General features: G+C 67.7%; 16 protein-coding genes. 9 read left to right on the plus strand and 7 right to left on the minus strand.

Going from position 1 to position 19,698, the window contains the following annotated elements; translation table 11 throughout:
• Positions 1–8: 8 nt before the first annotated feature.
• Entirely contained in the window at positions 9–692 is a 684-nt protein-coding gene (locus L1892_RS04055) for an iron-dependent transcriptional repressor DtxR (protein ID WP_235722160.1), read from the plus strand.
• Between the two features lie 41 nt (positions 693–733).
• Here L1892_RS04055 and L1892_RS04060 read toward each other — a convergent pair whose 3' ends face one another.
• Positions 734–1,840, minus strand: coding sequence for a DUF4192 domain-containing protein (locus L1892_RS04060; protein ID WP_235722161.1), 1,107 nt, complete (start codon positions 1,838–1,840; stop codon positions 734–736).
• 116 nt (positions 1,841–1,956) lie between these two features.
• A complete protein-coding gene (locus tag L1892_RS04065; RefSeq protein WP_235722162.1) occupies positions 1,957–2,757 on the minus strand; it encodes a hypothetical protein in 801 nt (266 codons plus the stop codon).
• Between the two features lie 206 nt (positions 2,758–2,963).
• On the opposite strand from L1892_RS04065, the gene L1892_RS04070 reads away from it, so the two are divergent.
• Together L1892_RS04070 and L1892_RS04075 are read left to right on the plus strand one after the other, a co-directional pair.
• Positions 2,964–4,010: a PAC2 family protein gene (locus tag L1892_RS04070; RefSeq protein ID WP_235722163.1), complete on the plus strand. Its 1,047-nt coding sequence runs from the start codon at positions 2,964–2,966 to the stop codon at positions 4,008–4,010.
• Entirely contained in the window at positions 4,007–6,109 is a 2,103-nt protein-coding gene (locus tag L1892_RS04075; protein WP_235722377.1) for a DEAD/DEAH box helicase, read from the plus strand. Before L1892_RS04070 ends, L1892_RS04075 begins: the two co-directional genes overlap by 4 nt.
• A gap of 42 nt (positions 6,110–6,151) precedes the next feature.
• Here L1892_RS04075 and L1892_RS04080 read toward each other — a convergent pair whose 3' ends face one another.
• Positions 6,152–7,081 (minus strand): hydrogen peroxide-inducible genes activator, encoded by a 930-nt coding sequence (locus L1892_RS04080; protein ID WP_235722164.1) that lies wholly within the window; start codon positions 7,079–7,081, stop codon positions 6,152–6,154.
• Between the two features lie 127 nt (positions 7,082–7,208).
• On the opposite strand from L1892_RS04080, the gene L1892_RS04085 reads away from it, so the two are divergent.
• Positions 7,209–7,796 (plus strand): peroxiredoxin, encoded by a 588-nt coding sequence (locus L1892_RS04085; RefSeq protein WP_235722165.1) that lies wholly within the window; start codon positions 7,209–7,211, stop codon positions 7,794–7,796.
• 11 nt (positions 7,797–7,807) lie between these two features.
• Positions 7,808–8,341: an alkylhydroperoxidase, AhpD family gene (ahpD, locus tag L1892_RS04090; protein ID WP_235722166.1), complete on the plus strand. Its 534-nt coding sequence runs from the start codon at positions 7,808–7,810 to the stop codon at positions 8,339–8,341.
• A gap of 135 nt (positions 8,342–8,476) precedes the next feature.
• On the opposite strand, the gene L1892_RS04095 is transcribed toward ahpD, so the two are convergent.
• Positions 8,477–9,706 (minus strand): aminotransferase family protein, encoded by a 1,230-nt coding sequence (locus L1892_RS04095; protein ID WP_235722167.1) that lies wholly within the window; start codon positions 9,704–9,706, stop codon positions 8,477–8,479.
• A gap of 109 nt (positions 9,707–9,815) precedes the next feature.
• Here L1892_RS04095 and hrpA point away from each other — a divergent pair, with 109 nt between their 5' ends.
• Positions 9,816–13,727 carry an ATP-dependent RNA helicase HrpA gene (gene hrpA / locus L1892_RS04100; RefSeq protein ID WP_235722168.1) on the plus strand — a complete coding sequence of 1,304 codons (3,912 nt, stop codon included), beginning with the start codon at positions 9,816–9,818 and terminating at the stop codon, positions 13,725–13,727.
• On the opposite strand, the gene nrdR is transcribed toward hrpA, so the two are convergent.
• Entirely contained in the window at positions 13,720–14,232 is a 513-nt protein-coding gene (nrdR, locus tag L1892_RS04105) for a transcriptional regulator NrdR (RefSeq protein WP_235722378.1), read from the minus strand. The genes hrpA and nrdR overlap by 8 nt on opposite strands.
• A 103-nt stretch (positions 14,233–14,335) precedes the next feature.
• A complete protein-coding gene (locus L1892_RS04110; protein ID WP_235722169.1) occupies positions 14,336–14,623 on the minus strand; it encodes a LysM peptidoglycan-binding domain-containing protein in 288 nt (95 codons plus the stop codon).
• 562 nt (positions 14,624–15,185) lie between these two features.
• On the opposite strand from L1892_RS04110, the gene lexA reads away from it, so the two are divergent.
• Complete coding sequence (gene lexA, locus L1892_RS04115) at positions 15,186–15,962, plus strand: transcriptional repressor LexA (RefSeq protein ID WP_235722170.1); 777 nt, start codon at positions 15,186–15,188, stop codon at positions 15,960–15,962.
• Positions 15,963–15,981: 19 nt separating this feature from the next.
• On the opposite strand, the gene L1892_RS04120 is transcribed toward lexA, so the two are convergent.
• Positions 15,982–17,664 (minus strand): phosphoenolpyruvate--protein phosphotransferase, encoded by a 1,683-nt coding sequence (locus tag L1892_RS04120; protein WP_235722171.1) that lies wholly within the window; start codon positions 17,662–17,664, stop codon positions 15,982–15,984.
• 165 nt (positions 17,665–17,829) lie between these two features.
• Here L1892_RS04120 and L1892_RS04125 point away from each other — a divergent pair, with 165 nt between their 5' ends.
• The gene (locus L1892_RS04125; RefSeq protein ID WP_235722172.1) at positions 17,830–18,600 is read left to right on the plus strand and encodes a DeoR/GlpR family DNA-binding transcription regulator; all 771 of its coding nucleotides are present in this window, start codon (positions 17,830–17,832) and stop codon (positions 18,598–18,600) included.
• Positions 18,601–18,629: 29 nt separating this feature from the next.
• On the plus strand, positions 18,630–19,652 hold the full coding sequence (locus L1892_RS04130) for a 1-phosphofructokinase family hexose kinase (protein ID WP_235722173.1): 1,023 nt from the start codon (positions 18,630–18,632) through the stop codon (positions 19,650–19,652).
• Positions 19,653–19,698 lie beyond the last annotated feature (46 nt).

A 19,698-nucleotide genomic window follows, 5' to 3' on the forward strand; every position in this document is an offset into this window, starting at 1 on the left:
TGCGTACCGTGAACGATCTGGTTGACACCACCGAGATGTACTTGCGGACGATCTACGACCTCGAAGAGGAAGGCATCGTCCCCCTGCGCGCACGTATCGCCGAGCGGCTCGAGCAAAGCGGCCCGACCGTGTCACAGACGGTCGCCCGCATGGAGCGGGACGGCCTCTTGCATGTGGCCGGCGACCGGCACCTCGAACTCACCGAGAAGGGCCGCGAGCTCGCTGTGGCGGTGATGCGCAAGCACCGGCTAGCCGAGCGGCTGCTCGTCGACGTCATCGGTATGCCCTGGGACCAGGTCCACGAGGAGGCCTGCCGCTGGGAGCACGTCATGAGCGAGAACGTCGAGCGGCGTCTGCTGGCCGTGCTGGACAACCCGACGACATCGCCTTACGGCAATCCCATCCCGGGTCTGGACCAGCTGGGCATGGACAAGGCTCCGGCCACCGACGGCGCCACCCGCCTGTCCGACCTTCCCCAGGGCGATCCGGTGGTCGTCATCGTCCGGCGGCTGTCCGAGCACGCCCAATCCGATGCGGCGCTGATCAGCGATCTGCGTGAGGCCGGCGTGGTGCCCAACGCCCGCGTGACGGTGACCATCAGCCCCGGCCGCGCCGTGGTGAACTCCCCCGGTCACGACGGTCTCGAGCTGGCCGAGGACATGGCACACGCGGTGTTCGTCGAGAAGGTCTGAGTTTCGGTTCCACTCAGGTCCCCGGCGATGACACGGCCCGGTCAGCTCACCTCACGGTCGACGCTGGGCCCGGGCATCGCGACACCGAGCGAATCGGCGACGTCGTAGCCCATCGGGATCATCTCCCGCATCGCGGTGGGGTGTATCCCGCCGCGCAGCGCCGTGTCGAGCAGGTCCGCCAGATGCCACTGCGGATCCGCCGCCAACGCATGATCAAAGGCGACGCCGGCGTATCCGCCTTCGCCATTGACGTAATGCAGATGCCCGAGCATCGTGGCCGCGCTTGCGGACCTCGAGCCCCTCAGCCGCCGGGCGAGTTGGCGCCACAGGGCCTCCGCGGCGTGGCGCAGATCGGTGACCGCCAGCACGAGGGCGGCATCGCGGACCTGCAGCCGCAACAACGCATCGCCGAGGAGCGTGACCGCGGCGCAATCGAGTTCTGGTGGGTGGCGAGGCGACGCGAAGGCGATCACGTGCCCGACCAGCTCACGCAACAGCACTCCGTCGTCGATGCCGACTATCTCGTCGATGCCGTCTATGTCGTCACCGAACTCGCGGTGCGGGCCCACGCAATGAGGCAACGGCCGCAACATCTCCTGCATCTCCGAACGTCGCGCGAGCACTCGCCGGCCGCTCTCGACGGCATGTCGGACAGCCGTCGGACTGGTGTGTGGGTCGGCCATCCGCCCCCGCAATGCTCCGGCGCGCGTCAGCGGTATATACGTGCCGGCGGTTTGCGGAGCGTCCCACACCCGCTGCCAACGCGCATTGTCGGCGAACTGCTCGACCACGAATCCGGCAACGGCACCACCGATCCCGGCGAAACACCGGTCCGCGGTCACGCACACCCGTCGGTACCGATCGTCTCCGATCGGATACCGATCGTCGGCGATCACCAGGATGACGGCGTGTGCTTGCTCGCGCGCGCAGATCTCCGCGAGTCCGTCGAGGACCGTGACCAACGGTGCCGCGAGGTCGCCGTTCTCGTCGAAGATCAGGTCGTGACGCATGGTGGTCCGCACGGTGTGCGGGTCGGCTCCGAAGGCAAGAACGATCAACGATCGTTCGGGGATGAATCCGAGGAGGCCGGGTAGTGCCGTCAGGAGCGACGACGGGGTGAGCGGGCGTGGGCGCTGTGAGGTCGACATGACCCCATCCTCAGGTGATTCGGAGCATGCCCACGCCCCCAATCACCTGCTGTGCACAACCGAATCGGTCCTCCACAGGTGGCCTTCGGCTCGGCGGTCGCCCAGGCCGATCGCCGTCACCCGAAGGCAGCAGTGATCGCCGAGTCGAACAATGCGTCCAGCGATGCCCCGGCCTCGGCCGACATCTCGTCCGCGCCCTGGTGCCGGTACTCGACGATCACCCGGATCCCGTCCTGCTGCGCCATCAGACCAGTGGTGCCGGTGATCAGGGGCGACTCGGCACCGCCGGTGGTCATCGTCCGCCGCAATGCGGCGGTCTGGTTACCGGACCGGTTCGGCGCCGGCAGCACCTCGGTGGTGACGACAGTGACCGCGGTCGGCGCGGACCCGGTGACCGTTCGTGGGCACCGACGTGCCAGTCCGGTCACCTGATCGAGCGAGTCGTCGACGTGCACGACGGCCGAGGTGAACGTGGCCGTCGAGGTGGCCGGGTCGGGGCCGACGATCACAACGGCGCCGTCCGGAGAGATCAGCCGGGGCGTGCATTCGGCCGGGGTGACGCTGCCGTGCAGGGGGCGCCCGGAGAGATCGGCCAGCGCTGCCGGGACGGCGGGTGCGGGCAGCCGGGTCGCGGTGTGATCCGGGAAGTCTGCCGGCGCGAGCGAGCGGGCGGTGAGATCCTCACTTCCACCGGCAGTTGCCTGGCCATCGACCGAACAACCCGCCGTAAGCAGTGCGAGCGCAAGCAGTGCGAGCGCCGCAAGAAGGACCGGACCCCGGCCACCGCGCCGCCGGGGTTGCCCGAACTCGACCCGGTCCAGCTCGCAACGCCCCGCTTCCGACGTTGGGCGGTCGGGCCGGTCACGCTCGGGTGACACGACACGCAGCGCAGACGACGCACGACGCAGCCATTCCATCACAACGACCTACTGTGCCACCGTCTACTCTCCGGGACCGGTCACGACACCCGCAGCCTCGGGTGCCACCCGGGAATCCTCATCCCGGTCGTGGTGTTGAAACCGGTGACAGCAGCCATGGGAGGTGGCGGACCGGCAGCGCGTGATTGGCCCCGGGGACCACCGATGCGAGACACTTGAGACAACCGACACGAGGAGGCACGACCATGGACGAGCGGCCCGCCGAGCACAGCGCGCTGTACTCGCTGGAGTTCCCCGCGCCCCAGGTCTCCAATGACGAGGGCACGGGGCCGGTACTGGTCCACGCGCTCGAGGGCTTCGCCGATGCCGGCCATGCCGTCGCGCTGGCCGCGCGGCATCTGCGTGACGCGCTTGACTCCGAACTCGTCGCGACCTTTTCCACCGACGAATTGATCGATTACCGGTCGCGGCGGCCCACCGTCACCTTCGACGGGAACACCTTCACCGATATCGAGATGCCGTCGCTGACGATGCACGCGATCCGGGACACCACCGGACGCCCTTTCCTGCTTCTGGCCGGTTCCGAACCCGATCTGCGTTGGGAACAGTTCGTCGAAGCGGTGCGCAGGCTGGTGGAACACTTCGGTGTCACCGATGTCATCGGGCTCAACGCGATACCGATGGCGGTGCCACACACGCGCCCGGCGTCGCTCACCGCACACGGCAACGAGCCCGACCGGCTCGGCGACCTGCCGCGGTGGGGCTCGGAGATGAAGCTTCCGGCGAGCGCGTCGATGCTGCTCGAGCTGCGGATGAGCCAGCACGATCATCGCGCGTCGGGGCTGTCGGTGCATGTACCGCACTACCTGTCGCAGACCGACTATCCGGCTGCGTCTGCGCGACTGCTGACTGCGGTCGGCGAACTCACCGGCCTGCAGATCCCGGTCGCCGCACTGGACAACGCCGCCGCCAAGGTACGCGAACAGGTAGACAAGGAAGTCGACGGCAACGCCGAGATCGAAGGCGTCGTCCAAGCCCTCGAGTCGCAATACGACACCTTTGCCCAGGCTCAGGCCCAGCGAGCCTCGCTGCTGGCGGCAGAGGCCGACCTGCCGACCGGCGACGAACTCGGCGCGGAGCTGGAACGTTTCCTGGCCCAGCAGACCGGCGACGGTGACGTCGGACAAGGAGGCCAGGGACCGGGCGCGAACGGGGAACCGGGCCGCGAAGATGCGCCGGACGACGATGAACCGGGCGACGACGGACCGGGCGGTTCGCCATCGCCGATCTGAGCGAGACGACCACCCGGCACCTCGTACCCGTCGACGACGAGGACACCGCATTCGAGGTCTTCGCTGGCTGGTGGGATGAACGTGGGATTGCGCTGTACCCCCACCAAGAGGAATCGCTGCTGGAGTTGATCTCAGGCAACAACGTGATCCTCGCGACCCCGACCGGCTCGGGGAAGTCGCTCGTGGCGGCCGGCGCCATCTACTTCGCCCGCTGCCGCGGGGAACGCGCCTATTACACGGCGCCGATCAAGGCGTTGGTCAGCGAAAAGTTCTTCGACCTGTGCGCGACCTTCGGCGCCGACTCTGTCGGGCTGTTGACCGGCGACGCCGCGGTCAACGCGAACGCCCCGATCATCTGCGCGACGGCCGAGATCGTGGCAAATCTGGCCTTGCGCGACGGCGACCGCAGCGACATCGGCGCACTGGTCGCCGATGAATTCCATTACTACGGCGAGCCCGACCGTGGTTGGGCCTGGCAGGTGCCACTCGTCGAACTCCCCAACACCCAGTTCCTGCTGATGTCGGCGACCCTCGGCGACACCTCGTTCTTCGTCGACGATCTGCAGCGGCGCACCGGCCGCGACACCACCGCGGTCACCGGTACCGAACGGCCCGTACCGCTCGATCACAGCTACGCGATCACGCCGATCCACGAAACAATCGAGAATCTCGTCACCGCCGGCCGCGCACCGATCTACGTGGTGCACTTCACCCAGGCCGCCGCCGTGGAACGCGCGCAGGCGCTGATGTCGGTGAAGATCGCCGACAAGGCCGATCGCGCCGCGATCGCTGAGGCGATCGGAGACTTCCGATTCCATACCGGATTCGGTGCGACACTGTCGAAACTGCTACGGGCCGGCATCGGCGTCCACCACGCCGGCATGCTCCCCCGCTACCGCCGCCTCGTCGAGCGTCTCGCCCAGCAAGGGCTACTGAAGGTGATCGCGGGCACCGACACCCTCGGCGTGGGCATCAACGTACCCATCCGGACGGTCCTGTTCGCCGGGCTCAGCAAGTACGACGGCACCCGGGTGCGCCGGCTGCGCGCCCGCGAGTTCCACCAGATCGCCGGTCGAGCGGGTCGTGCCGGATTCGATACCGTCGGTTATGTGGTGGCGCAGGCCCCCGAGCACGATGTCGAGAACGCACGCGCCGTCGCCAAGGCCGGCGATGACCCGAAGAAGCTTCGCAAACTCGTCCGGAAGAAACCGCCAGAGGGCTTCGTGTCGTGGGGCGAGAAGACCTTCACCCAGCTCGTCGACGCTCCGGACGAACCATTGCGATCCCATTTCCGGATGACCACGGCCATCCTGATGGAGGTGCTGGCACGGCCGGGCGACTGTTTCGCGGCCTTGCGGCATCTACTCGAAGACAACCACGAACCGCGCAGTCGTCAGCTCCGACAGATCCGCCACACGATCGAGTTGTTCCGCGGCTTGCGAGATTCCGGCATCGTCGTACAACTCGACGCCCCGGACGCCGACGGAAAGAACGTCGCACTCTCGGTGGATATGCCGGAGAACTTCGCGTTGACCAACCCGCTCTCGTCGTTCGCGCTGGCGGCGTTCGAGATCCTCGATCCCGACTCGTCGACGTACGCTCTCGATGTCATCTCGATCCTGGAGTCCACCCTGGAGGATCCACGGCAGGTGTTGTTCGCCCAGCGTAAGGTGGCTCGCGACGCCGCGGTCGCCGAGATGAAGGCCGACGGTATCGCGTACGAAGAACGCATGGCACGGCTGGAGGAGATCACCTGGCCGCGCCCGCTTTTCGACGAGATCGAGTTCGCGTTCTCCGTCTACCGGCGCGGACACCCATGGGTGGCGTCCTCTCCACCGTCGCCGAAATCGGTGCTGCGCGAGATGCTGGAGCGCTCGATGACCTTCACCGAACTCATCTCCGGCTACGGCCTCGCCCGCAGCGAGGGAGTGGTTCTCCGCTATCTGTCTGACTGTTATCGGGTTCTGCGCCAAGGTCTTCCGAACACCGTCAGCACCGACGAGATAGCCGAGATCACCGAACACGTGGGCACGATGGTGCGCTCGGTGGACTCCAGCCTCGTCGACGAATGGGAGCAGCTGACCCACTCGGAGGCCTGAATCGCAGCGCCGCGGTCCGGACCGAGCCCCCTGGGCCGCGACTCACCTGTCGACCACCGCGTCCCGGGCCACCACGTCGGAAATGACGTCCGCCAATGCGCGGTAGGCGTCTGCGCGAGAACTCGACTCACGAAACACGAGCCCGATCCGTCGGCCGGGCCGTGGCCGCGCAAACATGGCGGTCGCCAGGCCACCGCCGCCGGTCTCGACCGCCACCGCGGTCTGCGGTATCAACGTCACACCGAGACCGCCTTCGACACACTGGACCGCCGTGGCCAGCGATGCCGCGCGCGTCTGCCCGACCTCGGGCCGCACGCCGGCCAACCGGCAGACCTCCAACGCCTGATCGCGCAGACAGTGCCCTTCGTCGAGCAACAACAACGGTAGATCGGCGAGTTGGTCCGGATTCACGCGTTTGCGCCCGGCCAGCGGGTGATCATGGGGCAGGGCGAGGACAAAATCTTCGCGGTACATCGGGATCTCGCCGAGGCCGGATTCATTGGTGGGCAACGCCATGACGGCGACGTCGAGTGATCCCTCTCTCAGCTGACCCACCAACCTGGTGGTCTGGTCCTCCACCACCTGCACGCCGAGCTCGGGTAGCCGATCGGCCAGTTCGCGCAGCACAGCGGGCAGAATGTACGGCGCCACAGTGGGAATGAGTCCGAGCCGCACCGTCGACGCCAGCGGGTCACCGTTACCCGACGCCGCCGAGACCAGTTCGTCGACCGCATCGATCACCGCGAGCGCCTTGGGTAGCAGACGCTGGCCTTCGGGCGTCAAGAAGACACGCCGGGTGGTGCGTTCGACGAGTTGTAGCCCGAGCCCCGCCTCGAGGCCACCGAGACCCTGCGACAAGGTTGGCTGGCTGACACCAAGATTCGCAGCGGCAGAACCGAAATGGCGATCCTTGGCGATCGCGGCGAATGCGCGCAACGCGGCGATCGAGGGCTGATAACTCTTATTGGGCATACCTATCAATATAGTGTGTATCATCACGTTTCACTTTCGCCGAGATTTCGGCACGATAGTGCATGTCTGACGAAATCCTTCGCGCAAGACAACAGAATCACCGCCACATAGAGGAGCGACTCAACCCATGCCACTGTTGACCATCGGCGACCAGTTCCCGGCCTACAACCTCACCGCGGTCATCGGCGGCGACCTCTCGAAGGTGAACGCCCAGCAGCCCGACGACTACTTCACCACCGTCACCAGCGAGGACCACCCCGGCAAGTGGCGCATCGTCTTCTTCTGGCCCAAGGACTTCACCTTCGTGTGCCCGACCGAGATCGCTGCGTTCGGCAAACTCGAGGACGAGTTCGCCGACCGCGACGCACAGGTGCTCGGCGCCTCGGTGGACAACGAGTTCGTGCACTTCCAGTGGCGCGCGCAGCACGAGGATCTCAAAACCCTCCCGTTCCCCATGCTCAGTGACCTGAAGCGTGAACTCGCCTCCGCAGCAGGCGTTCTCAATGCAGACGGCGTCGCCGACCGCGCCACCTTCATCGTCGACCCGAACAACGAGATCCAGTTCGTCTCGGTGACGGCCGGATCCGTCGGACGCAACGTCGACGAGGTGCTGCGCGTTCTCGACGCGCTGCAGTCCGACGAACTGTGCGCATGCAATTGGAAGAAGGGCGATCCGACGCTCGACGCCGGCGAACTGCTGACCGCAAGCGTCTGAGAGGACAGCACATGAGCATCGACAATCTCAAGGAAGCACTTCCGGAGTACGCCAAGGACCTCAAGCTGAACCTCGGTTCGCTCGCCCGGTCCACCGAGCTCACCGAGCAGCAGCTGTGGGGCACCTTCCTCGCCACCGCCGCGGCTGCGCGAAACCCGCAGGTGCTCAACGAGATCGCGAGCGAGGCCGCCGACGTTCTTTCGGCGGAGGCGTACAACGCGGCGCTCGGCGCCGCATCGATCATGGGCATGAACAACGTCGCCTACCGGGCCAAGAGTTTCCTCGGCGACGATTACGCTGGAGTCCGGATGGGCCTGCGGATGAACATCATCGGCAACCCAGGCGTCGAGAAGGCCGATTTCGAGCTGTGGAGCCTGGCGGTATCCACCATCAACGGCTGTCACGACTGCACCAGCGCCCACGCCGACGTGGTACGCAAGGCCGGGCTGACCAAGGAGCAGGTCTGGGAGGCCGTGAAGGTCGCCGCAACCATCGAGGGCGTGGCGCAGGCCCTGACGACCACACAGGTCCTGACCGGGGTCTGACTCCCCTCGCCGTCGCAGCAGGCCCGGTCGCCCTCGCGGGTGGCCGGGCCTGCTGTTCATCTGTGCCGTACTGGTCTGTGCCGTACTGGTTTGTGCCGTGCTCGTCGGCGCTGTTTCGCGGATGCTCGTGGCAGCTCAGGACAACGCCGCGCGCATCCGCTCGGCCAGTTCACCGACCTCGTCGGTGGTCATGACGAAGGCCGGGGAGATCTGCAAGGCGCCCTGACCGGCGGCCCGCCCGCTCACACCGTGCTCGCGCAACCGGCCCACCATCGGCAGCGCCTGCGCCGGATCGGCGAGCTGCACCGCGGTGACCGCACCCAACCCGGTCCGCACTTCGGCGACAGCGTCCAACTGCGCCAACGGGCTCAACAGCGCGGCCAGATCCGCCTCCAGCCGCGCAGCCTCCGCCAGCAAACCTTCGCGTTCGATGATGTCGAGGTTGGCCATCGCTGCCGCCGCGGCCCCGGCGTGCCCGCCGTAGGTGTAGCCGTGCCTCCACCAGGTGCCGCCGGCGTAGAAGGGCTCGGCAACATGCGGTGCGATGAACACCGCCCCCATCGGGACGTACCCCGACGTCAGCCCCTTCGCGGTGGTCATCATGTCCGGCGCCAGATCGAATCGCGACGAGGCGAACCATGACTGCCCACCGATGCGGCCGAAACCGGTGACCACCTCGTCGGCGACGAACAACACATCGTGATCGCGGCAGATCTGGCGTACCTCGGCGAGATATCCCTCCGGCGGCAGATAGATCCCGCCGGCACCGATGATCGGCTCACAGAAGAACGCCGCGACCCGCTCCGCCCCGACTCGCTCGATCAGACCGAGCAGGCTCTTGGCGTTGTCCCACTCCACGGTCTCCGCATCCGCCATCAGCTCCCCGTAGCCCTCGCGGTTCACCCCGATTCCGGCGAGCGCGGTTCCGGCGACGTGCATTCCGTGGTAGGCCTTGGTGCGGCCGACGACGATGTTCTTCTCCGGCTTGCCCACCTCGTGCCAGTACCGCCGGGCCAGTTTGGCCGCGGTGTCCACCGAATCGCTGCCACCGGAGGTGAAGAAGATCTTGCTACCGGCTACCGGAGCGATCCCGGCCAACCGTTCGGCGAGCTCGGCGGTCACGTCCGCGGTGAGGTCACCGAAGCCGGAGTAATGCGCGAGCCGGCCCAGCTGGTCGGCCACGGCGTCAGCGACCTCGGTGCGCCCATGGCCGATGTTGGTGAACCACAGACCGGCGGTCGCGTCGAGGTACTCGCGTCCCTGTCCGTCCCAGATCCGGGTACCGCTTCCGCGGGTCACCACGAACGGTCCGTTCGCGGTGACCGATCCCATGTCGGCGAATCCATGCCAAAGTGAGCCTGCCATGGCTCAATCATGCCGGTCGTCGGCATCGCCGGAGGACGCAGGTCGTCCGGCGCCGATGATGCGGACGTGCGCGACCCCACTCGTGGCCACCCCATATCCTGTATGCATCATGTCCGCACCGACTTCCGCAGACCGCCGCGCGCTGCTCGACACGCTCGATGAACTGACCATCGTCGATGCACACCGGCTGCGCCGCCGGATCGACAAGCTCGGGCGCCATCCCGGGGCCACGGCTTGGCAGCGGCTCGCCGCGGACGTGGCTTCGGCACAATCACGTGTGGACCGACGGCGCGCATCGCTCCCGCTACTCGAGTTCCCGCCCGAACTGCCCATATCCGAGGCGCGCTCCGCCATCGCCGGCGCCATCGCCGAGCATCAGGTGGTGGTCGTGGCGGGCGAGACCGGTTCGGGTAAGACGACGCAGCTTCCCAAGATCTGTCTGGAACTCGGCCGTGGAGTGCGCGGCGCGATCGGGCACACCCAACCTCGCCGGATCGCGGCGAGTTCGGTGGCGCGTCGCATCGCCGACGAAACCGCGTCGCAGATCGGCGACGCAATCGGCTACTCCGTGCGCTTCACCGACCGTGCCGGCGCCGACACCATGGTCAAGGTCATGACCGACGGCATCCTGCTCCGCGAGATCGCCGGCGACCCGTTGCTGCGCAGCTACGACACGCTGATCATCGACGAGGCCCACGAACGCAGTCTGAACATCGATTTCATCCTCGGCTACCTCCGCCGGCTGCTGCCCCGACGCCGCGATCTCAAGGTGATCATCACCTCTGCCACGATCGAGCCGGATCGGTTCGCCCGGCATTTCGCGGACGCCGTCGACGGCGCAGAGGTGCCGATTCTCGAGGTGTCCGGTCGGACCTACCCCGTGGAGGTCCGCTATCGGCCGTTCGGTGACGCACGCGACCCGGACAGTGACCATCGCGACCTCGATCAGGCACAGGCGATCGACGCCGCGGTCGGCGAGTTGTGGTCCGGTCGGCGCAGCGGCGACATCCTGGTGTTCCTGCCGACCGAACGTGACATCCGCGAGACGGCCGATGCACTGCGGCATCGTGCCTCGGCCGGAGCCGAGATCGTGCCCCTGTTCGCCCGTCTGTCCATCGCCGATCAGCAACGGGTGTTCGCGCCGTCGTCGGGACACCGCATCGTGCTTGCCACCAATGTCGCCGAGACCTCGTTGACCGTCCCGGGCATCCGCTACGTGATCGACACCGGCACCGCGCGAATCTCCCGCTACTCCACCCGGTCCAAGGTGAACCGACTTCCGGTGGAAGCGATCTCACAGGCCAGTGCCCGCCAGCGTGCGGGACGGTGCGGCCGCGTGGCGCCGGGCGTGTGTATCCGGCTCTACGCGGAGGAGGATTTCGACGCCCGCGCCGCGTTCACCGATCCGGAGATCCTGCGCACCAACCTCGCCGCGGTCATCCTCCAGATGGCCTCCTTGCGCATCGGCGACGTCTCGCAGTTCCCGTTCGTCCAACCCCCGGACGCTCGCGCAATCCGCGACGGCATGGCCGTGCTCACCGAGCTCGGCGCAATACACGAGACGCAACGCGACGACCACGAACCCGTGCTCACCCAGGTCGGCCGCCAGATGGCCCGCATCCCGGTGGATCCACGACTGGCCCGCATGCTCATCGCGGCGCGTGACGGCGGGTGTCTCGACCATGTTCTGGTCATCGCCGCGGCGCTGTCGATTCCTGATGTGCGCGAGCGCCCTGCCGACCAGCGCGAGGCAGCCGACGCCGCTCACCGGCGGTTCGCCGTGCCGGGCTCGGAGTTCCTGGCCCACCTCGAGCTCTGGTCGTATCTGACCGAGCGCCGCAAAGAGCTGTCCGGGAATCAGTTCCGGAGACTCTGCGAACGCGAGTTCCTTCACTTTCTGCGGATCCGGGAATGGCAGGAACTGCATCGACAGCTGACCCGGGTGGTGACCGACCTCGACTGGTCTGTTCCGGCAACCGAACGCGATGCCGATGCCATCCACCGCGCCATCTTGGCCGGCCTGCTGGGCAACATAGCCGTGCGGCAGGGTGATTCACGCGAATACCTGGGCGCACGCAACACCACCATGGCGATCTTCCCGGGTTCGGCGCTGGCCCGGAAGCCGCCCGCGTTCCTGATGGCCGCCGAGCTCGTGGAGACCTCCCGGCTGTTCGCGCACACGGTGGCGGCGATCGATCCGCTGTGGGTCGAGCAACTCGCCGGAGATCTGGTTCGCCGCAGCTACAGCGAGCCGCACTGGTCGGCGAAACGTGGCGCCGCGTTGGCCTACGAGCGGGTGACGCTCTATGGCGTTCCGCTGGTGGCACGACGCCGGGTGCAGTTCGGGCCCATTGATCCACCGACCGCACGAGAGATGTTCATCCGTCACGCCCTCGTCGAGGGTGACTGGCGCACCGAGCACACGTTCTTCCACAACAACCGTGCTCTGCTCGAGGCCGCGGCCGATGTGGAACACCGTGCACGGCGTCGCGATGTGGTGATCAGCGAACAGCAACTGTTCGACTTCTACGACGCGCGTATCGGCGACGAGGTCGTCTCGGCCCGACATTTTGACAGCTGGTGGAAGAAGGCCCGGCGCGCGCAGCCAGACCTGCTCGATCTCCGCCCGGAGGATGTGGCCACCGACGTCGCTGTCGCCGACACCGACTTCCCCGGCGCCTGGCAGCAGGGCGAAACCCGCCTCGAGCTGCGGTACCGGTTCGAACCGGGTGCGCCCGATGACGGTGTCACCGTGGTGATCCCACGGCCGCTGCTCGACCATGTGCGGCCGGCAGGCTTCGACTGGTCGGTTCCGGGCCTGCGCAGCGAGCTCGCGACCGAACTCGTCCGGTCACTCCCCAAGTCGCTACGCAAGTCGATGGCGCCGGCGCAGCGTTTCGCCGATCTCGCGTTGTCCCGATTGACACCGCGCGCCGAGCCCCTCGTCGCCGGCCTCGCCCGCGAACTGTCGACGATCACGACCATGACGGTGTCTCCCGACGACTTCGCACCCGAGCGGATTCCACCCCACCTCACGATGAATTTTGCCGTGGTCGACCGTGACGGCACCGTGCTCACGACCGGGAAGTCGCTGCACCGGCTGAAGCAGGAGTTCGACGGGTCGCACGAGGCCGCCCGGCCCGTCGAGGTCGTCACGGACTGGACCGCCACCGGCATCGGCGAGCTACCGCCCACGGTGACGACAACTGTTGCCGGACAGCAGATCACCCATTATGTGGGACTCGACGCTGTTCGTGACGCAGCCGGCCGGACGGTTGGGGTGACCCGAGTCGAGCTGAGCACCGAGGCCGAACGCGACCGCCGTCACAGCGCAGCGGTGGTGGCACTCCTCGACCTGACCATCCCACCGCTGACCCGCAAGATCACCGCGACCCTTGATGCCGCCGGTCGGTTGGCGATGAGTCAGAGCCCCTACCGCGATGTCGAACATCTCGTGGGCGACTGCACCCGACGCGCCATCCGCGACCTCGCGGCAGACCGGAACCTTCGTGCCGTGCGATCGGCGACCGAATTCCGGCGACTCCGCGACGATCTGCGCCCCCGGGTGGCGCAACAGGCTCCCGATTACTTCACCCTGAGCGTTGACGTGCTCCGCCGCGTGGCCCCGCTGCGCGCGCAGATGGACCGGCTCAGCGGCTCGGTGGCCGCCGATGACGTCGCCGAGCAGTTGGACAATCTGGTCTTCGACGGATTCGTCGTCGCGACCCCGCACGACCGCCTTGTCCATGTGCCGCGCTACCTCGAGGCCGCAACCGTTCGCCTCACGGAGTTGCCCGCAGCTGCCGGCCGCGACAGTACCGCCCTGGCATCCATCGATCGTGTTGTGACGCATTGGAATCAGCGTGCAACGCACCTCGCTGCGGCGCGCCGGGATGCGTTCGACGAACACGCGCACTGGCTTGTCGAGGAACTGCGGGTCGGACTGTTCGCGCAGCGGTTGGGCACCGCACGGCCGACCTCGGAGAAGCGGGCGATCCGCGCCCTCGATCAGTTCAGTTGAGACCGTCGGTGACGCTGACCCGCTCATCAACCACCCCGGAATCGGCCTCGGAGCGGTGGGTGAGATTGCCCTGCAGGTCGTCGATCTCTCGCTGAAAGTCCTCCAGCGAGTCGAATGACCGGTAGACCGAGGCGAAGCGCAGATAGGCCACCTCGTCGAGATCACGCAGCGGACCGAGGATCGCCAACCCCACCTCATTGCTGGGAATCTCGGCCGATCCCGATGCGCGGACCGCATCCTCGACCTGCTGGGCCAACTTGGCGAGCGCGTCCTCGGCGACGTCTCGGCCCTGGCAGGCCCGACGAACCCCGCGCATCACCTTCTCCCGACTGAACGGCTCGGTGACCCCGTTGCGTTTGGCGACCGACAGCACGGCACTCTCGACGGTGGAGAATCGGCGACCGCACTCCGCACACGAACGGCGCCGTCGGATCGCCTGCCCCTCGTCGGCGACACGCGAGTCGATGACCTTGGTGTCTTCGTTCTTGCAAAACGGGCAGCGCATGTCGTCCTCACGCACGTCTCTGGACACACCGGCGCACCGGTCACCCGTCACGCCGTGCCGGTTCCCGGCCGGACCCTGTGCCATCGAGGATACCGTCAGGCCCTCAGCTGTATGCGGGTGCGATCAAAGCCTGCCCCACCCGCAGGCCGGAGCCGGCGAGTTTGTTGCGTTCGACGATCTGCTCGATGACGGCCTGGCGTGGCACATCCGGCGCGATGCGATCGGCGATGGAGCTCAACGAATCACCCTGCCGCACGTGGACCACCTCGGTCCCGGTAGGGCTCGGTTTCACCGACGCGGCATAGTTGGAGCCGACGATGGCGACCGCCCACACCAGCACCGCGAGCGCCCCACCGAGCACCACGGCTGCGGCCGTCGCGCGTCGACGCACGAACCTACGGTCGACTCCCGGCGACGCACAACTCGTCCCCGACACCCGTGCCGCGGGGGCACCGGACCCGCCCGGTCGACGCCTCGTGGGCCCAGTGGAGTCATATCGCCCCCGCCGCCGCGGTCGGGAGACATGCCCGGCCGGGACTCTGTCGCGCGTCGGGACGTCTGCAGGGCGCCCGGATGCCGGGTGCATCGGGGACGCAGCCGGTGCGTACTGCGTCTGCCGATGAAGGGTCGCTGTGCTCATCGTGTCCTCCTGGGAACGAGTCGGATCGAACCTCGGGCGCCTCTCGAACGCACGTCGCTCATGTGTTCGAGAGAACGCATGTTCGATTTGTAGCACGTGGGTCCGACAATGTCTCGACACACGTCGAACACATGTTTGAACATGTCAAAATGTTCGGCTACTGTCGGCGACATGGTGACGTGCGTGGATGGGCCCTGAACAGCAGCTCCGAACCAGCCGAGCAGTCTCCCCGAACAGACCAGCAGTTTTTCGATCCAGACCGGCAACCCGTAATCGGCCACTGCCGGTTTCGGCGACAGGAAGGACTCGACCGATGAGCGACAAAGCCGGCGGGCGGCGCGGCGCGTCCCGCGGGATCAGCAGCAAGCCGAAACCCGAGGCGCAGGCGCCGACCGGAGCCGATACGGAGGCATCGGATAGCGCGGTCGCCGATCCGGAAGTCGTCGAGGCTAGCCTGACCCCTCGTCAGCGAGGCGTGCTCGAGTACATCCGCGCCTCGGTCCGCGAGCGCGGATATCCGCCGAGCATCCGGGAGATCGGCGATGCCGTCGGCCTCACCTCGACGTCGTCGGTGGCCCACCAGCTGCGGACCCTGGAACGCAAAGGTCTACTCAAGCGCGACCACAACCGCCCACGCGCGGTCAACATCCAAGACGGCGACCAGCACATCCCACCGGGCGGTACGGCCGCATCCGGCGATGGCGCGCAGTTGCCCACCCCGACGTTCGTACCGGTCCTCGGCCGGATCGCGGCGGGTGGACCCATTCTCGCCGAGGAAGCCGTCGAGGACGTGTTCCCGCTGCCCCGCGAACTCGTCGGTGAGGGCTCACTGTTCCTGCTCCGCGTGGTCGGCGAGTCGATGATCGACGCGGCGATCTGCGACGGCGACTGGGTGGTCGTACGCCAGCAGAGTGTCGCCGACAACGGCGACATCGTGGCAGCGATGATCGACGGCGAGGCCACGGTCAAGACCTTCAAGCGCAAGGACGGCCACGTCTGGCTGATGCCGCACAACGATCTGTTCGACCCGATCTCGGGCGATGACGCCGCCATTCTCGGCAAGGTCGTCACCGTGATGCGCCGGGTCTGAACCCGAGCGGGCCGGCCGCTCAGCCGACCACTGCGCCGGCCAGCACCGCAGTGGCAGCAGCACGAGCCGCGGCGGGTTCGGCCGTCGCCAGGGCAGCCTCGGCGGCCGCACGACATTGCTCGACGGTCACCTCCGCGAGCCTGGCGCCGACCGCGGCCGAGGCCGCGGGCGCAGTCGACAGGGACGTGACCCCGAGTCCGACCAGCACACACGCGAGCAACGGATCGGCTGCCGCCTCGCCGCAGACCCCGACGGGTTTGTCGGCGGCCTGACCGGCACGCGCCACGCCGGCGATAAGGGTGAGCACCGCGGGCTGCCAGGGATCGGTGAGAGCGGCGAGCTCCGCCGACATCCGGTCGGCGGCCATCGTGTACTGGGTCAGGTCGTTGGTTCCGATCGACACGAAGTCGACCTCCGCCAGGATCGATTCGGCGAGAATCGCTGCCGCCGGCACCTCGATCATCACACCGGCGATCAGTCCGCGTCGGCGTACCTCCCCGGCGAACTCCGCGGCCTCGGTCGCCGAGGCGATCATCGGCGCCATCACCCACGGCGTCGGTTGATGTCCGTCGGCGGCTGCCGCGATCGCGTCGAGCTGGGCCGCCCGGATGCCCGGATGAGCATCGACGATCCGGTTGCCACGCACGCCGAGTGCCGGATTGGTCTCCTCGATCTGCGTGACGAACTTCAGCGGCTTGTCGGAGCCCGCATCGAGGGTCCGGATCACCACCTTGCGCCCCTCGAAGGCGTCGAGCACCTCGCGATAGAGCCGCGTCTGCTCCTCCACCGAGGGCTCGTCCGCGCGGTCGAGAAACGCCAACTCCGTACGGAACAGGCCGACACCCTCTACCGGGTGGGAGGTCGCCGACCGGGCCGACGTGCCATCGGCGACATTGGCGAGGACCGCGATCGGTCGCCCGTCGGCGGTCACTCCCGGTCCGGCCCAGGCCGCCACCAATTCCGCCATCCGCCGGCTCTCGGCCACGCGCGCGGCGGCGTCGTCGGGATCCGGCTCGACCTCCAGGGTGCCCGCGGTACCGTCGACCAGCACCGTCGTCCCGGCGGCCACCTCACCGAGGCCGGATACCGCCACCACACACGGAATCCCGAGTTGTCGCGCGATGATCGCGGTGTGACTGGTCGGGCCGCCCAGCCGTGTGACCAGCGCGGTGACCTTTGTCGGGTCCAGTCCCGCCGTGTCGGCCGGAGCAAGATCGTCGGCCAACAGCACAGACGGTTCGGCGGGTTCCGGAACCCCGGGTTCGGGGACTCCCAGTAGTTCGGCGACCACGCGGTCCCGGACATCGTTGAGATCCGTGACGCGCTCGGCCATGAGGCCGCCGAGCTTGGTGAACATCTCCGCGAACTGGTCGGTCGCGGCGACCGCTGCCGCCGGCGCTGCCGTCCCTGTCGTGATGAGTTTCGAGGCCGCGCCGGTCCACCCGCGGTCCTCGGCGAGACCCGCCGTCGCCGACAACACCTCCGCCGCGGCACCCGAGGCGTGTGATGCCCGCTCCCGCAGCCTCCCCGCGACCGCGGCCGCCGCGTCGGTGAACCGCTTGATCTCCACGTCGCGTTCGTCCTCGAGGACTGGGGCGGCGACGGCCGGGTCATACACCGGACGCTCACCCGGCCAGATCGCGGGCCCGTAGGCGTGTCCGCCGACGACCGGCGTTCCGTTCAGTACGTGTGTGTGCTCCACCGAGATCCTCACTTATCCGACGGGCTGGGCCACGGTGTGCCGCCACGATCCACTGGTCACCGTTGTGATCCAAGTTACAAGAAAACCTTGACTTGTCAACATAAACAGGCGTAAACACAGATATACCCACATTCAAAGCCAATCAAATCAACAGACGAGGACATCGTGTACGCGGAAGAACGTCAGCAGGCGATCGCCAACCAGGTACGGGTCAACGGCCGCGCCTCGGTCACCGCTTTGGCCTCGTTGTTCGACGTGACGAGCGAGACCGTCCGCCGCGATCTCGCTGTGCTGGAACGCAACGGACACCTCCAGCGCGTCCATGGTGGCGCCGTACGTCCCGGTGCGACGCCGGTCGTCGGCGAACAGGGCATCGACGAACGCCTGATGTCGCACACCGACCAGAAGCTCGCGATCGGTGCGGCCGCGTCGCGCTTCCTCCCACCCGACGGCGGGTCGGTGTTCATCGACGCCGGCACCACCACCTACCAGGCCGCCCTCGCACTCCCCCGTGACCGCCGACTGACGTTGATGACCCACAGCATTCCCATCGCCGGCGCCCTGGCCGCACAGGGCGCCGAGACCCTGCATGTGCTCGGCGGCCGAGTCCGCGGACTCACCCAGGCGATGGTCGGCGCCGACACCGTCGCCGCACTCGAACGGCTGCGCATCACCACGGCCTTCGTCGGCACCAACGGCATCAGCATCGCCCACGGTCTGTCCACCCCGGATCCGGACGAGGCAGCGATCAAGTCGGCGATCGTCCGTTCCGCCCATCGCGTCGTCGTTCTGGCGGACTCGTCGAAGGCGGGCCATGAGGATCTCACGTCCTTCGCCGCGCTCGCCGACATCGACGTACTGATCACCGACACCGGGATCGACCCCGACTTCGCGGGGGCACTCGCCGATCACGGCATCGAGACGGTGATCGCGTGATCACCGACCACACCACGGAGAGGGAATCGATGACAGACCCCCACCCGGCTTCGGCCGCCGGCCGGGTCGACCCCGGCCGTTCGCCGGCGATCGTGACCGTGACAGCAAATCCGAGTCTGGACCGGACGCTGGAACTGACTGCGCCGTTGAGCCATGGCGCGGTCCAGCGTGCCGGCAGCGTCCGCACCGAACCGGGCGGCAAGGGCGTCAACGTCGCCCGGGTGGCATCCGCTGCGGGTATCGGAACGCGGGCACTGCTCCCGGCGCGCGCCGGTGACCCGCTGCTCGCGGCGCTCGACTCGGTCGCGTTGCCCTACCTGACGCTCGCGATCGACGGTGAGGTCCGGTCCAACGTCACCATCGTCGACCCCGACGGCACCACCACGAAGGTCAACGCACCCGGTTTCGTGCTCGACGACGCGTCGGCCGCCGAACTGACCGAGCTGGTCCTCGCCAATGCCGGCGATGCCCGCTGGGTGGCGTTGTGCGGCTCGCTGCCGCCGGGGCTGCCGCACAACTGGTACCGCACGGTCGTCGACGCACTTGCCGATACGGGTTGCCGGGTGGCGGTGGACACCTCCGGCGCTCCGCTCGCCGCGGCGGTCACCGGGCCGGTCGATCTGCTCAAGCCCAACGAGGAAGAGCTCGCCGAGGCCACCGGTGTCGACCCGGCGGAGTTGTCGACGGCATCCGCGCGTGGCGACCACGCTCCCCTGGTCGCCGCCGCCACTGTGCTGGCGCACCGCACCGGGGCGGCGATCCTCGCCACTCTCGGCGCCGCCGGCGCCCTGTTGGTCACCTCGACAGGCGCATGGTTCGCGACCCCACCGCCCATCGTGCCGCGCAGCACCGTCGGCGCCGGCGACGCTGCCCTCACCGGTTATCTCATCGCCGAGTGCGGTGGTGCCGAGGAACCCGAACGGCTCCGGATGGCCGTGGCGTACGGCTCTGCGGCCACCGCTCTGGCCGGCACTCAACCGCCCTGTCCCGATCAGATCGATCCGGACAACGTCTCCGTCACCGACCTCACCGGGGCCGCCAGTGCAGGTTGACGATCCCCTTGCGTTGACACCGAAGCAAATCCACCTTCCGACAAGC

The organism is Gordonia tangerina, from assembly GCF_021556435.1.
Classification (GTDB): domain Bacteria; phylum Actinomycetota; class Actinomycetes; order Mycobacteriales; family Mycobacteriaceae; genus Gordonia; species Gordonia tangerina.

Excerpts from the sequence above, each read along its gene's own strand:
- L1892_RS04060 (WP_235722161.1), bottom strand. The coding sequence starts at position 1,840 with ATGTCGACCTCACAGCGCCCACGCCCGCTCACCCCGTCGTCGCTCCTG.
- L1892_RS04065 (WP_235722162.1), bottom strand. The coding sequence starts at position 2,757 with ATGGAATGGCTGCGTCGTGCGTCGTCTGCGCTGCGTGTCGTGTCACCC.
- L1892_RS04070 (WP_235722163.1), top strand. The coding sequence starts at position 2,964 with ATGGACGAGCGGCCCGCCGAGCACAGCGCGCTGTACTCGCTGGAGTTC.
- L1892_RS04080 (WP_235722164.1), bottom strand. The coding sequence starts at position 7,081 with ATGCCCAATAAGAGTTATCAGCCCTCGATCGCCGCGTTGCGCGCATTC.
- L1892_RS04085 (WP_235722165.1), top strand. The coding sequence starts at position 7,209 with ATGCCACTGTTGACCATCGGCGACCAGTTCCCGGCCTACAACCTCACC.
- ahpD (WP_235722166.1), top strand. The coding sequence starts at position 7,808 with ATGAGCATCGACAATCTCAAGGAAGCACTTCCGGAGTACGCCAAGGAC.
- L1892_RS04095 (WP_235722167.1), bottom strand. The coding sequence starts at position 9,706 with ATGGCAGGCTCACTTTGGCATGGATTCGCCGACATGGGATCGGTCACC.
- hrpA (WP_235722168.1), top strand. The coding sequence starts at position 9,816 with ATGTCCGCACCGACTTCCGCAGACCGCCGCGCGCTGCTCGACACGCTC.
- nrdR (WP_235722378.1), bottom strand. The coding sequence starts at position 14,232 with ATGCGCTGCCCGTTTTGCAAGAACGAAGACACCAAGGTCATCGACTCG.
- lexA (WP_235722170.1), top strand. The coding sequence starts at position 15,186 with ATGAGCGACAAAGCCGGCGGGCGGCGCGGCGCGTCCCGCGGGATCAGC.
- L1892_RS04130 (WP_235722173.1), top strand. The coding sequence starts at position 18,630 with ATGACAGACCCCCACCCGGCTTCGGCCGCCGGCCGGGTCGACCCCGGC.